Origin of the sequence: Faecalibacterium sp. Marseille-Q0746 (assembly GCF_017377595.1) — a bacterium.
Classification (GTDB): domain Bacteria; phylum Bacillota; class Clostridia; order Oscillospirales; family Ruminococcaceae; genus Faecalibacterium; species Faecalibacterium duncaniae.
Genome location: NZ_JAFREI010000024.1, coordinates 25,102 through 38,680, shown reverse-complemented (window position 1 = coordinate 38,680; position 13,579 = coordinate 25,102). Strand labels below are relative to the sequence as shown.

At 59.2% G+C, this 13,579-nt stretch carries 11 protein-coding genes, 1 pseudogene and 1 riboswitch; of the genes and pseudogenes, 7 read left to right on the top strand and 5 right to left on the bottom strand.

What is annotated here, in order from left to right; translation table 11 throughout:
• Both J3351_RS12400 and J3351_RS12395 read left to right on the top strand, forming a co-directional pair.
• Positions 1-243: pseudogene (locus J3351_RS12400) on the top strand (hypothetical protein); the annotation flags it as partial.
• On the top strand, positions 236-823 hold the full coding sequence (locus J3351_RS12395) for a sortase (RefSeq protein WP_207697854.1): 588 nt from the start codon (positions 236-238) through the stop codon (positions 821-823). The pseudogene J3351_RS12400 and the gene J3351_RS12395, both read left to right, overlap by 8 nt.
• 175 nt (positions 824-998) lie before the next feature.
• On the opposite strand, the gene J3351_RS12390 is transcribed toward J3351_RS12395, so the two are convergent.
• The 3 genes from J3351_RS12390 to J3351_RS12380 all read right to left on the bottom strand — a co-directional run bounded on the left by J3351_RS12390 (position 999) and on the right by J3351_RS12380 (position 3,645).
• The gene (locus tag J3351_RS12390; RefSeq protein WP_097771586.1) at positions 999-1,898 is read right to left on the bottom strand and encodes a DegV family protein; all 900 of its coding nucleotides are present in this window, start codon (positions 1,896-1,898) and stop codon (positions 999-1,001) included.
• Positions 1,899-1,940: 42 nt separating this feature from the next.
• On the bottom strand, positions 1,941-3,236 hold the full coding sequence (locus J3351_RS12385; protein ID WP_117477134.1) for an adenylosuccinate synthase: 1,296 nt from the start codon (positions 3,234-3,236) through the stop codon (positions 1,941-1,943).
• 205 nt (positions 3,237-3,441) lie between these two features.
• Positions 3,442-3,645 carry a DUF896 domain-containing protein gene (locus tag J3351_RS12380; protein ID WP_005935179.1) on the bottom strand — a complete coding sequence of 68 codons (204 nt, stop codon included), beginning with the start codon at positions 3,643-3,645 and terminating at the stop codon, positions 3,442-3,444.
• A 122-nt stretch (positions 3,646-3,767) separates the two neighbouring features.
• On the opposite strand from J3351_RS12380, the gene J3351_RS12375 reads away from it, so the two are divergent.
• Positions 3,768-4,388 carry an epoxyqueuosine reductase QueH gene (locus J3351_RS12375; RefSeq protein WP_097773305.1) on the top strand — a complete coding sequence of 207 codons (621 nt, stop codon included), beginning with the start codon at positions 3,768-3,770 and terminating at the stop codon, positions 4,386-4,388.
• 43 nt (positions 4,389-4,431) lie between these two features.
• On the opposite strand, the gene J3351_RS12370 is transcribed toward J3351_RS12375, so the two are convergent.
• Complete coding sequence (locus tag J3351_RS12370; protein ID WP_097773306.1) at positions 4,432-5,562, bottom strand: sugar MFS transporter; 1,131 nt, start codon at positions 5,560-5,562, stop codon at positions 4,432-4,434.
• Positions 5,563-5,826: 264 nt separating this feature from the next.
• Here J3351_RS12370 and J3351_RS12365 point away from each other — a divergent pair, with 264 nt between their 5' ends.
• From J3351_RS12365 to J3351_RS12355, 3 genes are read left to right on the top strand one after another with little or no spacing between them, the layout of a single operon-like run.
• Entirely contained in the window at positions 5,827-6,303 is a 477-nt protein-coding gene (locus J3351_RS12365; protein WP_097773307.1) for a MarR family winged helix-turn-helix transcriptional regulator, read from the top strand.
• A gap of 34 nt (positions 6,304-6,337) precedes the next feature.
• On the top strand, positions 6,338-8,089 hold the full coding sequence (locus J3351_RS12360) for an ABC transporter ATP-binding protein (protein WP_207697853.1): 1,752 nt from the start codon (positions 6,338-6,340) through the stop codon (positions 8,087-8,089).
• Positions 8,089-10,011, top strand: a complete 1,923-nt coding sequence (locus J3351_RS12355; RefSeq protein ID WP_207697852.1) for an ABC transporter ATP-binding protein — start codon at positions 8,089-8,091, stop codon at positions 10,009-10,011. The genes J3351_RS12360 and J3351_RS12355 overlap by 1 nt, the downstream gene beginning before the upstream one ends.
• Positions 10,012-10,533: 522 nt before the next feature.
• On the opposite strand, the gene J3351_RS12350 is transcribed toward J3351_RS12355, so the two are convergent.
• Complete coding sequence (locus J3351_RS12350) at positions 10,534-11,391, bottom strand: PfkB family carbohydrate kinase (protein WP_207697851.1); 858 nt, start codon at positions 11,389-11,391, stop codon at positions 10,534-10,536.
• Positions 11,392-11,684: 293 nt separating this feature from the next.
• Between J3351_RS12350 and J3351_RS12345 the strand changes: the two genes are divergently transcribed.
• Positions 11,685-13,232, top strand: coding sequence for an alkaline phosphatase (locus J3351_RS12345; protein WP_207684586.1), 1,548 nt, complete (start codon positions 11,685-11,687; stop codon positions 13,230-13,232).
• Positions 13,233-13,399: 167 nt separating this feature from the next.
• Positions 13,400-13,496: riboswitch (THF riboswitch) on the top strand.
• Positions 13,497-13,579: the final 83 nt, after the last annotated feature.

Genomic DNA, 13,579 nt, shown 5'->3' with positions numbered 1-13,579 from the left:
CCGGAAAACCCGGCCCCGGCAGATGCCCGCCCGACCGTGACTGAAACCACCACCCCTAGTGCACCGGAGCCCACCGCCCCGGCCAGCGTGGTGGCGGATGCCCGCCCGGCCGAAGGTCCCAAACTGATCCAGACCGGTCAGCTGAACTGGCCCATACCTGTTCTGACGGCAAGCGGTCTGGTGCTGGTGGCCGTGGGTGCCTACCTGATGGAGCGCAGCAAGAAACGTGAAAAGAATGCGTAAAGTATCCCCCGGGCTTGTCTGCATCGTGCTGGGTGTGGTGCTCCTGCTGGCGGCTGGCGGCCTGTACGCCTACAACCGCTACGAGGATGCCCACGCCGGTGCCGAGGCTCAGACCGTGGTGGCCGACCTTCAGCAGAAGGTGGAGACCCCGGAACCGGAGGCAGAGAGCGGCCCCCTGGACTCCGAGCTCCCGGTGGTGGAGATCGACGGCAACGAATATGTGGGTGAGATCTCCATTCCCGCCATCGGCATTGATCTGCCGGTGATGAGCGAGTGGAGCTACCCCCGCCTGAAGATCGCCCCCTGCCGCCAGTTCGGCTCTTCCCGCACCGATGATCTGGTCATTGCGGCGCACAACTACGAGAGCCATTTCGGCAAGCTGACCTCCCTCACAGCGGGGGACAGCGTTATCTTCACCGATATGGACGGCATCGTGAATGAGTACGTCGTGAACAAGGTCGAAGTGCTTGACCCCCACAGTGTGGAGGAAGTGGAACACAGCGGCTACGCCCTGGTGCTGTACACCTGCACCTACGGCGGCAAGACCCGTGTCACCGTCTTCTGTGATCGTGCATCGTAAAAATCAAGGCTGAAAAACAAAAAGAAGCCCCGACATTCGTCGGGGCTTCTTTTTTACTATGTGGGAACTCCCTCCGTCATTGCTGACGCAATGCCACCTCCCTCTCAGAGGGAGGCTTTTCGCTGCCGTAAGGCTCCCTCCTAGAGGGAGCTGTCGCCGGAGGCGACTGAGGGAGTTACTGTTTTTTCCACCGCCGCATCACGCCCATGCCCAACGCATAGGGGCCGGTGTGCACGGCAATGGTGCAGCCGATCTGCAGCAGGACCACATTGCACTCGCAGGTGGGGTACTTGGCGCGCAGGGCGGCGCGGGTCTGCATCCAGAGCCGCTTGCCCTCGTCGGCATCGTAGCCGTAGCCCACCGTGATGCAGTAGTCGTCGGGTGTGCCGTTGTGTTCGGCCAGATAGGTCATCAGCAGGTCGAGGGCCTTCTCAAAGCTCTTCTGGCGGCCGCGGGCCACGCCAGCGGAGAAGATCTCGCCCTCCTTGAACAGGATCATGGGTTTGATGCCCAGAATGTTGGCGGCACGGCCCGTGACTTTGCCGATGCGCCCGCCCTTGATAAGATAGTCCAGATTACCCACCGTGAAGAAGATCTGGTTGGTGATCTTTTCCGCTTCCAGCCAGGTCACGGCTTCGTCCAGCGTACAGCCTGCATCCCGCATGGCTACCGCGTTTTCCACCACGATGGACTCCGTCACGGTGGCGGCGGTGCTGTCAATGACCTCGATCTTAGCATCGGGGAAATCCTCCAGCACCAGCTCCCGGGCGTTGCGGGCACTGCCCACGCAGCCGCTCATCTTGCTGGTAAAGCAGATGCAGAGCACCGGGCGGCCCGCCTCGGCATGGGCCCGGAAGGCGGTTTCAAAATCCTCCAGCGAAGGCAGGCTGGTCTTGGGGTAGGCCGCAGGGTTATCTACCATGAACTGGTAGAAATCGCGCACGGCGATCTCCTTGCCTTCCTTGCGGTAGTGCTCACCGTCCAGCGAGACATAGAAGGGGATGATCTCAATATTCAGCGTTGCGGCCGTCTCAGGGGTCAGGTCACAGGCGCTGTCCGTGATGATATCAAACATAGTCACGTTTCCTTTTCAATGCGGCGGGTTCTGTGGCGCGGATCAGACGTTGTGGTGGATGTAGGCCTCACGCTCGGCACCCACGGAGATGTAGGTGATCTTGCAGCCAATAGCCTTTTCCAGATACTCAACGTAATCGCGGGCTTCCTGGGGCAGATCCTCCCACTTGCGGGCGGCAGTGATATCGCAGTGCCAGCCGGGCAGATACTCCACCACGGGCTGTGCGGTGTCCAGAGCCATGCCCATGGGGAAGCGCTTGGTGATGGTGCCGTCGGTCAGCTTGTAGCCGGTGACCATGGGGATCTTCTCCATGTAGTCCAGCACGTCCAGCAGGGTCAGGGCAACCTCATCGCAGCCCTGGCAGAACACGCCGTAGTGGCTTGCCACCAGGTCGATGGGGCCAACGCGGCGGGGACGGCCGGTGGCTGCACCGTACTCGTGGCCAGCCTCGCGCAGGGCGTGCTTCTCTTCCTCGGTCATGGCCAGCTCAGTGACAAAGGGGCCGTCGCCCACGCAGGAGGAGTAAGCCTTCATCACGCCGATGCTGTTGGTCAGCTTGTGGCCCGGGATGCCTGCGCCGATGGGGGCGTAAGCGCCGATGACGTTGGAGGAGGTGGTGTAGGGGTAGATGCCGAAGTCGATGTCGCGCAGAGCGCCCAGCTGGGCCTCGAACAGCACCTTCTTGCCGGCGGCATCTGCGTCAGCCAGATACTGGCCCACGTCGCAGATGTAATCCTTGAAGATAGCGGCATACTTCTCCAGCCATGCCCACATCTCGTCCACGCTGATGGGGGCGGAGTGGTAGCTGCCCTCCATCACCAGGTTCTTGGAATCCACCATGGTCACCAGGCGCTTCTTCACGCTGTCGTCCAGGTGGAGCAGGTCGCCCATGCGCAGGGTCTTCTTCATGTACTTGTCACCGTAAGTGTAGGCGATGCCGCGCTTGGTGGAGCCGAACTGTGCGCCGGTCTTGGCCAGGCGGGCCTCTTCCAGGCCGTCCTGATCGACATGGTAGGGCATGGTGATGGTGGCCCGGTCAGAGATCTTCAGGTTATCGGGGGTGATGGTGATGCCCTGCTCCCGCAGCTTGTTGATCTCGCCGTCCAGATGGTGCGGGTCGATGACCATACCGTTGCCCATCACGCAGACAACGTTGGGGCGCAGGATGCCGGAGGGCAGCAGGTTCAGCACGAACTTGCCGCGCTCGTTCTTCACGGTGTGGCCTGCGTTGTTGCCGCCCTGATACCGTGCAACGATGTCATACTCCTGGCTGATCAGATCGACCATGCGGCCCTTGCCCTCATCGCCCCAGTTGATACCCGTAATTGCAGTAAGCATAATAAATGACCTCTTTATCATTTTTTCAAAAGACAGCCTTTTCCGTGCACCTTGCCCGGGATACGCCACCTTGGGAATCTGTACCGCCCGCGGAAATGTCCGCAACAATACAATTATAGTATAGCACGAAACGCGGAACAAAAAAAGAGGGAAGAAACACTTTTCTCTCAATGATCCGCCAGGCACTCCTCTTCGTGATGCTGCTTCAGTTCTTCTTCCCCAGCTTGTGCACAGTGCCATCCGGCTCTTTGATCGAGGTGTTGTTCAACTGGGCGCGCAGGCTGGCCTTTACGTCCGCAACATACTCCTGCCGCAGGGCCTGCTGCTCTGCCTTTTCGGCATCGGTCAGGCCGGTGGTCTTGCTCTTTTTTGCCAGCTCGTTGATGCGGGCAATCTTCTCGTTTGTCATCGCAGTTCTCCTATTAGATAAAATGTGATATAATATGACCGGGATGCCCCTTCCGGCAGCTGCGGCTCTTTTGGCGAGGCAGCAGGAGGGAGCTATTTGAATCAAAGCAAGTATAACAAAGGATGAAACCGATGTCAAAACAGTTGAATTTTGCACAGCAGATGGACGAAGTGTTGAAAACGCTGGGGCCGCAGCGGCCAAAGCTGCTGCTCCACGCCTGCTGCGGGCCCTGTTCCAGCGCCGTGCTGGAAAAGCTGTGCCGGTATTTTGAGATCACGGTGCTTTACTATAACCCCAACACCTGGCCTGCCGAAGAATACTACCGCCGGGGCGAGGAGCTGAAAAAGTTTGTGGCGCAGGCGCACCCGCTGGGGGTCACGGTCATCGAGGACCACTACGACCCGCAGGAGTTCTACACGGCTGTGCAGGGGCTGGAAAACGAGCCGGAGCGGGGCGGGCGGTGCACCGTCTGCTACCGTTTGCGGATGCGCCGGGCGGCACAGTACGCAAAGGAGCACGGCTTTGATTGGTTCACCACCACGCTCTCCATCAGCCCCCACAAGGATGCTGCCCGCATCAATCAAATCGGGCAGGAGCTTGAAGCCGAATTCGGCATCAGGCACCTGCCCTCGGATTTCAAAAAGCAGAACGGCTACCTGCGCTCTCTCCAGCTCTCGGAGGAGTACGGGCTTTACCGTCAGGATTACTGTGGGTGTGAGTTCAGCGCAAAGGCGAGGGGATGAACCGCTCAGTCGCCTGCTGCTTGCCTCTCCTGCCAGGAGAGGTTTACTCCTCCCGCATTCTGGACACCAGAATTGCAAAGACGATCAGCCCCACACAGGGCACGATGTTGGTTGCCATACCAACAGCAAGACCGGCGCTTTCAGCTACCTTGCCGATGACCCAGGGCATCAGGATCGCGCCGCTGGATGCCACCGGCAGCATGATGCCCATGCTGGTCACGGTGGTCATTTTACCGGCGCTGGCCACGGCGGTGGGGTTCATACCGGCCATGGAGAAGGCAAAGGCAAACAGCAGCAGGATGGCAGGCAGCTGGCTGTGGGTCTGCATCATGGCAAAGTAGAAGGCTGTGCAGAAAACCGCCATAAACACCATGGCCTTGCGGGGCTGCCGGAGCGGGAACACAAAGGCGATGAGCAGGCGGCCGATCAGGGTGGCACCCCACATCACGGTGACGGTATAGGCCGCCAGCGTGCCTGCAATGATGCCGCTGTCCTTGAAGTAGGTGACCATCCAGCCCACAACGCTCTGCTCGGCGGCGTTCTGGCAGAACAGCAGGCCGGTGAGCAGCCAGAAGCGGGAGGAGCGCAAAAAGCTCCAATCGGTGACAGCTTCTTTGGCCTTGGCGCGGCCTGCCATGGGGGTGAACAGGTATACCAGCCAGAGCACCAGACCCAGCGCTGCCAGCGCCAGCACGGCCAGCGTGGTGCTGACCCTGGCAGCGGCAGAGATCAGAAAGGGGCAGAGCAGGGCACCGCAGGCGTAGCAGGCGTGCATGGTGTTCATGCCCCGGGTGCGGTCTGCAGAGTTGCCGCTGACAAGGATGGTGCAGGTGTTCAGGACACTGCCCTTGGCAATGCCTACAATGAAGAAGGCCAGCGCCAGCAGAATGGGCAGGCCGGTCAGGCCCATCAGGCCGTAGCCCACCGCATAGCCGATGGTCAGCAGCAGGACACTTGGCTTCATGCCCATTTTTCCCACCAGCGCACCGGCCAGCAGGCCCGCCAGCAGGTTGCCGATGCTCAGCAGGCTGAGCAGGGTGCCGGTCATGCCGTAGGCAAAGCCGTATTCTTCCTGCAGCAGGCTGACCACCACACCACTGGAAATGGTGCAGATGCCGCTGAAAAAGAAGGTGACGAAGCCCGCGTTCCGCAGGCGGGTGTTCCGTTGTTCCATAGGGTTCTCCTTGCAGTATTCGGGGGCGCAGTGCCCGTAGTTGCTTTTATTAAAGCATATTCTGGTCAGAAAGCAAGGGCTGTTGAGCCAGCAGAAGCAAAATCAGCGCCCAGTGGAAGCGCCCTGCCGTTCGGTGGGGCGCTTCTGGATTTTATTTTGCGTCTCCTATTGACAATGATCGAATCGTGCGTTATGATATTGTACGGCATCAAACAGTTATAAAGGAAACAATCCTGTCACAAACAATTCAAAAGGAAAACCATTATGCACGATGAAAGCAACAAACAGCCCTGCTGCAATCCTCCATGGGAGCCGCCGCAGGTCATCCCGGCACAGGTGCGCCGGGTGAACAACCTGATCTTCCGCAAGATCAACCAGTTCCATCGGGAGAACAACGTGGACAACGTGACCCCCATGCACGACTGGATCATGAGCTACCTCTACTGGCACAAGAACGACCCCGTGTACCAGCGCGATATCGAGCGGGAGTTCTCCATCACACGCTCGACTGTGACGAACATCCTGCAGCTGATGGAGCGCAAGGGCTACATCGAGCGCCAGAGCGTGCCGCAGGATGCCCGGCTGAAACGGCTGATCCTGACGGAAGAGGGAGGCCGCGTCCACGAAAAGACGATGCTCTCCCTGCACCAGACCGATGAGTTTGTGGCCGGATTGCTGACGGAAGAGGAAAACGCAGAGCTTCTGCGGTTATTGAACAAGCTGCGCAAGGGGCTGGAATGACCCCTGCAAATAAACTTCAGGAGGATTACAACAGATGATCAAAAAACTTGTGTCACATCTGGGCGAGTACAAGCGCGCCGCGATCCTGACACCGATCTTCTCTGCTCTGGAAGCCATCATGGATGTGCTGCTGCCCACCATCATGGCCTTTATCATTGACCAGGGCATTGAAAAGGGCGATATGAACGCCGTTGTCAAGTACGGCCTGCTCACCTTCCTGGTGGCGGCCATTGCCCTGCTGCTGGGCGTGCTGGCCGGCAGGTTTGCCGCCACGGCATCCACCGGCTTTGCAGGCAACCTGCGCGATGCGATGTATGAGAACATCCAGCATTTCTCGTTCTCCAACATCGACAAGTACTCCACGGCCGGTCTGGTCACCCGTATGACCACCGACGTGACCAACCTGCAGAACGCGTTCCAGATGATCGAGCGCATGTGCGTGCGTGCCCCCGTCCATCTGGTTTTCGCGCTGATCATGGCCTCCATGATCAGCCGCTCGCTGACCATGGTGTTCCTGGTGGCGATCGTGTTCCTGGTGGCAGTGCTGGCAGGCATTATGGTCCCCACCTTCGGCATCTTTGATAAGGTGTTCAAGAACTACGATAACCTGAACGCCTCCGTGCAGGAGAATGTCTCGGCCATCCGCGTGGTCAAGAGCTTTGTCCGGGAGCACTTTGAGAACGAGAAGTACACCAAGGCCTGCGAGAGCCTGTACAAGCAGTTCGTCCACGCCGAGAGCCGCCTGAGCTTCAACAATCCCGCCATGCTGGTCTCTGTGTACGGCTGCAACATTGCCCTGAGCTGGTTCGGCGCGCATTACATCCTGAACGGTGCGATCACCACCGGCCAGCTGAACGCCCTGTTCGGTTACATTATGAACATCCTGATGGCCCTGATGATGCTGAGCACGGCCTTTGTGATGATTGCCATGTCCGCCGCTTCTGCCCGCCGTATCGTGGAAGTGCTGGATGAGACCACCGACCTGCCCGCCCCCAAGGCACCTGTGCAGCAGGTCAGGGATGGCGGCATCGAGTTCGAGCACGTTACCTTTAAGTATAAGCACGGCTCCGGCCAGCCTGTCCTGAACGATGTCACCTTCAGCATCCGGCCGGGCGAGACGCTGGGCATCATCGGCGGCACCGGCAGTGCAAAATCCAGCCTGGTGCAGCTGATCCCCCGCCTGTATGATGCCGAGACCGGTTCTGTCAAGGTGGGCGGCGTGGACGTTAAGGATTACAGCCTGGATGTCCTCCGCCGGGAGGTCTCCATGGTGCTGCAGAAGAACGTTCTGTTCAGCGGCACCATCCTCGACAACCTGCGCTGGGGCGATGAGAACGCCAGCGAGGAAGAGTGCATCCGGGTGGCCAGGCTGGCCTGCGCCGATGAGTTCATCGAGCGCTTCCCCGACAAGTACAATACCTGGATCGAGCAGGGCGGCTCCAACGTGTCCGGCGGCCAGAAGCAGCGCCTGACCATTGCCCGTGCGCTGCTGCGCAAGCCCAAGGTGCTGATCCTGGACGACAGCACCAGCGCCGTGGATACCGCCACCGATGCCAAGATCCGCAAGGCCTTCCGGGAGGAGATCCCCGGCACCACCAAGATCATCATTGCACAGCGCATCTCCTCCGTGCAGGATGCGGACCGCATCCTGGTGCTGGACAACGGCCAGATCAACGGCCTGGGCACCCACGAGGAGCTGCTCAAGACAAACAAGATCTATCAGGAAGTTTACAACAGCCAGACCCAGGGCGGCGGCGATTTCGACAAGCAGGGAGGTGAGCAGTAATGGCACAGGTGAAAGAAGTAAAGGGCCCCGGCCCCCGTAGGATGGGCGGCCCCAAGCCGAAGGTCGAGAACCCGGGCAAGCTGCTCAAGCGGATCATGGATGAGGTGTTCAAGCACTATCTGCCCCACTGCATCCTTGTGCTGATCTGCATCATCGTCAGCGCACTGGCAAATGTGCAGGCAAGCCTTTTCCTCAAGACCCTGATCGATGATTACATCGTCCCCATGACCAAGCAGGCCACGCCGGACTTCGGCCCGCTGGCAGGCGCACTGGTGCGCATTGGCTGCATCTACGCCATCGGCGTGCTGGCCGCATGGCTCAACGCCCGTATCATGGTCAATGTGACCCAGGGTACCCTGCGCAACCTGCGCGTCCAGCTTTTCACCCACATGGAAAGCCTGCCCATCCGGTATTTTGACTCCCACCCCCACGGCGACATCATGTCGGTGTACACCAACGATGTGGACACCCTGCGCCAGATGATCAGCCAGAGCATCCCCCAGCTGGTGTCCAGCGCCATCACCATCGTGTCCGTGTTCATCAGTATGTGCCTGATGAGCTGGCAGCTCACCGTTGTCACCATGCTGATGGTGGCCCTGATGCTGTTTTGCTCCAAGAAGATCACTTCCATGAGCGGCAAGTACTTTGTGGCCCAGCAGAAGGATCTGGGCAAGGTGAACGGCTACATCGAAGAGATGATGGAGGGCCAGAAGGTCGTCAAGGTGTTCACCCACGAGCAGAAGGCTCTGGATGGCTTCCGGCAGCTGAACGATAAGCTGAAGGAAAGCGCCGAGCAGGCCAACAGCTACGCAAACATCATCATGCCCGTTACCGCACAGCTGGGCAATATCAGCTACGCAGTCTGTGCTCTGGCAGGCGCAGCCATGGCCGTTGGCAATGTCGGCGGCATGACCCTGGGTACCGTGATGGCCTTCCTGAGCCTGAACAAGGGCTTCAATATGCCCATCAGCCAGGTGTCCATGCAGGCCAACAGCGTGATCATGGCACTGGCCGGTGCGGAGCGTATCTTCAAGATGATGGACGAGACCAGCGAGACCGACGAGGGTTATGTCACCCTGGTCAACGTCAAGTATGGCAAGGATGACGAGCTGGTGGAGACCACCGAGCGCACCGGCATCTGGGCCTGGAAGCATCCCCACCACGACGGCACCACCACCTACCACAAGCTGGCGGGTGACATCACCTTTACCGATGTCGATTTTGGCTATGTGCCGGAAAAGACTGTTCTGCACGGGATCAACCTCTATGGCCGCCCGGGCCAGAAGATCGCCTTTGTCGGCTCCACCGGTGCCGGCAAAACGACCATCACCAACCTGATCAACCGCTTCTACGATATCGCAGACGGCAAGATCCGGTATGATGGCATCAACATCCGCAAGATCAAAAAGGACGACCTGCGCCGCTCTCTGGGCATCGTTCTGCAGGATACCCACCTGTTCACCGGCACGGTCATGGAGAACATCCGCTATGGCCGCCTGGATGCCACCGATGAGGAGTGCATTGCCGCCGCAAAGCTGGCCAATGCCGATGGCTTTGTCAAGCGTCTGCCCGATGGCTACAACACCATGCTGACCAACGACGGTGCAAACCTGTCGCAGGGGCAGCGCCAGCTGCTGGCCATTGCCCGCGCCGCGGTTGCCGATCCCCCGGTGCTGATCCTGGACGAGGCGACCTCCTCCATTGATACCCGCACTGAGGCACTGGTCCAGCGGGGCATGGACGGCCTGATGTATGGTCGCACCAGCTTTGTCATTGCCCACCGTCTGTCTACCGTCCGCAATGCAGACTGCATCGTGGTTCTGGAGCAGGGCCGCATCATCGAGCGCGGCAGCCACGACGAGCTGATCGCCAAGAAGGGCAAGTATTACCAGCTCTACACCGGTAATCTGGCTGAAAATTAAAGAAAAAGCGTAAAAAACGGAGCCGCTGTACAAAATGATGTGCAGCGGCTCCGTTTATTTTCAATTTGTTCAAATTCCTCACAAAGAAACTCCATTTTTATCCTGTACAATAAGGGTGCAGTCAGGGAGGAACAGAAAAACATCCTCCCAAGATGCCATGCAGGCAATGAAAACCGCGCATCTCCGGCAGAAACCGGGCGGCGCGGCCCCTTTAAAAAACACTGTCCCCTGCTGATGCGAGGCAATAGCCAAGGCGGTGGACAGACTACCAACCATCTCCTGACAGCCGCAAATGTTTGGGAGTTCTCATACACAGCCAGCGCCGCTTTCTCCTCCTTTCCACGGCGCTGGCTGTTTTTGTTTGGCTACGGATTAAACCTCTCAGTCTCGCTTCGCTCGCCAGCGTCCGGGTTGCGGCTCCCAGCGTCCGCTTCGTGCAAAGTTTTGCACTCGCGTCCTGCTGGCCGCTGCCCCAACAACTCCTCCCTGTTTCCGCCACTGGCGGCGGTCATCGTCGTTGCCCTAGTAGGGGAGCCCTTGGCATTCCGTTGTGTTTGCATCGTTACTCAGTAACTGTCCTAGTACATGCTCCCTTAACCGTGGCAAATCTATTACATGAATCCCCATCTTTTCCATCCGATACAAGACCAGAGCGGGGCTCTGGTCTTTTTTTGCGGCAGAAGCCATAACACTGCGTGTAAAGGCGAGAATCCTGTCCTTTTTGTAGAAAAAGATCAGCTGCACATGGCCGGTGAACAGGGCAAACAGAGCTGTGCGCAGCTCCCGGGAGCCGAAGAGGAGGAGCAGGTCGCTCTCCTCTAAAAAGAGAACGTCTGCCCGGTCAAGAAACTGCAGGGCGGTCTGGCACAGGGCCTCCCGCTGCGGCCAGTAGGGCACGGCCTGCGCCAGCCGGGGAAGATAGCAGCAGAGCGCCCCGGCATCCCGGGCGGCGGCAAGGGCCTCGAGGTGGGCCAGCCGCAGGGGGCTGTCCACCAGCCCGGCGGAGGAAAAGCAGAAGGCAGAGGCTCCCCGGAACGGGGCGGCCTCCAGCTGTTCCGGCCCAAGGGCCAGCCCGGCGGTGTGGGCACGGTAGGGCAGAGCGGTGTCTGCTCCGGTGAACACCACCGGCGTGGGGAAGGCATCCGTGAAGCAGAGCAGGGAGCAGTCCACGCCATCCCGGGCAAGCCGGGCCGCCAGCTTGCAGCCAAAGGGGTCGGCTCCCAGCTGGGCCAGCAGAGCCGCCTGCCCGCCCAATGCGGCGTACTGGCGGCAGAAGCCTGCGCCCCAGCCGCCGGTCTGCGCCCGGAATGTCTCCGTCAGCTCCGGAGCCGTGGCGGCGTTCAGCTCCAGCCAGACTTCGCCCAGACACAAAACGGACATGTGCACCCCTCCCTCCGCAAATAAAAATCGGGTTACAGTATACACGATTTGCCCACCGGATGCAACCGATCCGGGGCGAATCCTGACGAAGTGAAATGGACGCGGGCAGGAACAATCCGATTTTACAAAGACCACCTGTTTTTTACCAATGCCTGTTTTTCATTGCCCAAGGTTTACCTAAGATTTGCCTTACCATGGTTTCTCCTCTTTCTCCGAACGGGTACAATAGAACCGTTCCCAAGAAACATTGCAACAGGGCCCGGGAGGGCTCAGGATAAGAGAGGAATTATCGTATGAAAGAACATAAAATGTCCCGCCGCAGCTTCCTGAAAGTGGGTGCTGTGGCATCTGCCGCCGGTCTGATGACTGCTGCCCCTGTGGCTGCAAACGCTGCCGCTCCGGCCGCTTCCACCGCAGCTGACGAGGAGAACTGCTTTGGCCTGTTCCAGAAGAAGCCTAAGTACATCTTCCTGTTCATCGGCGATGGCATGGGCACTGCCCAGATCCAGTCTGCCCGGTTCTATCAGGGCACTGTCACCAACAACGGTGCCATCACCGAGGCAGAGCTGAGCTTTACCCAGTTCCCGGAGGTGGGCAGCGTGACCACCTACGACAGCACCTCCTTCTGCCCGGACTCCGCTTCCACTGCCACCTCCATCGCCTCCGGCAAAAAGACCGAGAGCGGTGTCATCAATATGTGCCCCTGGACCCGTGATGTGCCCTATGAGACCATTGCGGAGAAGCTCCACAAGCAGAAGGGCTACAAGGTTGGCATCGTTTCCACGGTGAATATTGACCACGCCACCCCTGCTGCCTTCTATGCACACCAGAAGACCCGCAAAAACTACTATCAGATCGGCGTGGAGCTGGCAAACTCCGGCTTTGAGTATTTCGCAGGCGGCGAGTTCCAGAAGGTGAACGGCGATGGCACCGGCCCCAACAACCACGAGGTGGCTGCACAGGCCGGTTACAATGTTGTCACCACCCAGGCCGGTGCTGCTGCCCTGAAGGCCGGGGCAGGCAAGACCCTGATCATTGCCGAGAATCTGGCCGACGGCAAGGCCATGAACTACGCCATGGATGCCGCTCCGGGAGAGTGGCAGCTGACCGACTATGTCCGCAAGGGCATTGAGCTGCTGGACAACAGCAACGGCTTCTTTATGATGGTGGAGTCCGGCAAGATCGACTGGGCCTGCCACGCCAACGATGCCGCTGCCTCTATCCATGATGTGATCGAGATGCACAATGCGGTGCAGGCCGCTGTGGAGTTCTATGCCCAGCACCCCGATGATACCCTGATCCTGGTGACCGCTGACCACGAGACCGGCGGCCTGGGCATTGGCTACAAGACCACCAACTACGACACCTTCCTGACCAACCTGGCCCACCAGAAGATGTCCTACGCAAAGTTCGATTCTACCTATGTGAACAACTACGTGAGGGATCAGACTCCTTTCGAGACTGCCATGCAGGATGTGAAGGCAAACTTCGGCCTGACCCTGCCCACCGACCCCGATGCCGCCAACGCAGGCAAGCTGCTGCTGACCGACTACGAGGTGGAGAACCTGCGCACCGCTTACGAGCGCACCCTCAAGGTCGGCTCTTCCAGCCAGAGCAAGATGAGCCAGCAGGATTATGAGCTGTACGGCACCTACATCCCCTTCAGCATGGCCATCTGCCACACCATCAACCACAAGTCCGGTGTGGATCATACCACCTACGCCCACACCGGTGCCATGGTGAACCTCTACGCCCGTGGTCAGGGTGCAGACAAGTTCCGCGGCGTGTATGACAACACCGAGATCTTCCACAAGCTGGCTGAGCTGACCGATGTGCAGTAATTGACCAGAACTTTTGTACCCCAAAGCCCTCCGGGACGAGACGCACCGGAGGGCTTTTTGCGTAGGCCGGAATTGTGCACCCCGCCAAAAATCTGCCCCGCGAATTGGGAAAGATGATGGGAGTTGTGGTTGCAATGGGCCGGAAAAAGGCATATAATAAGACCATCAACAGAGTAAGGCCATGCGCGTTAAGTGCCGCATCAACGGGGAGTTGTGCTGCGGACGAAGGTAAGACCCGCGGTGCATGGCCTGCATCCCGCTGCTGCATGGACTTGGGTGCAGACGGGGCCGTCTGCGGCCCCGTCTGGATGTGAACCGTTGAATCACGCCCTCCTTTGTGCGGTTTG

Excerpts from the sequence above, each read along its gene's own strand:
- J3351_RS12365 (WP_097773307.1), top strand. The coding sequence starts at position 5,827 with ATGCACGATGAAAGCAACAAACAGCCCTGCTGCAATCCTCCATGGGAG.
- J3351_RS12350 (WP_207697851.1), bottom strand. The coding sequence starts at position 11,391 with ATGTCCGTTTTGTGTCTGGGCGAAGTCTGGCTGGAGCTGAACGCCGCC.
- J3351_RS12355 (WP_207697852.1), top strand. The coding sequence starts at position 8,089 with ATGGCACAGGTGAAAGAAGTAAAGGGCCCCGGCCCCCGTAGGATGGGC.
- J3351_RS12390 (WP_097771586.1), bottom strand. The coding sequence starts at position 1,898 with ATGTTTGATATCATCACGGACAGCGCCTGTGACCTGACCCCTGAGACG.
- J3351_RS12380 (WP_005935179.1), bottom strand. The coding sequence starts at position 3,645 with ATGACAAACGAGAAGATTGCCCGCATCAACGAGCTGGCAAAAAAGAGC.
- J3351_RS12385 (WP_117477134.1), bottom strand. The coding sequence starts at position 3,236 with ATGCTTACTGCAATTACGGGTATCAACTGGGGCGATGAGGGCAAGGGC.
- J3351_RS12375 (WP_097773305.1), top strand. The coding sequence starts at position 3,768 with ATGAAACCGATGTCAAAACAGTTGAATTTTGCACAGCAGATGGACGAA.
- J3351_RS12395 (WP_207697854.1), top strand. The coding sequence starts at position 236 with ATGCGTAAAGTATCCCCCGGGCTTGTCTGCATCGTGCTGGGTGTGGTG.
- J3351_RS12360 (WP_207697853.1), top strand. The coding sequence starts at position 6,338 with ATGATCAAAAAACTTGTGTCACATCTGGGCGAGTACAAGCGCGCCGCG.
- J3351_RS12370 (WP_097773306.1), bottom strand. The coding sequence starts at position 5,562 with ATGGAACAACGGAACACCCGCCTGCGGAACGCGGGCTTCGTCACCTTC.
- J3351_RS12345 (WP_207684586.1), top strand. The coding sequence starts at position 11,685 with ATGAAAGAACATAAAATGTCCCGCCGCAGCTTCCTGAAAGTGGGTGCT.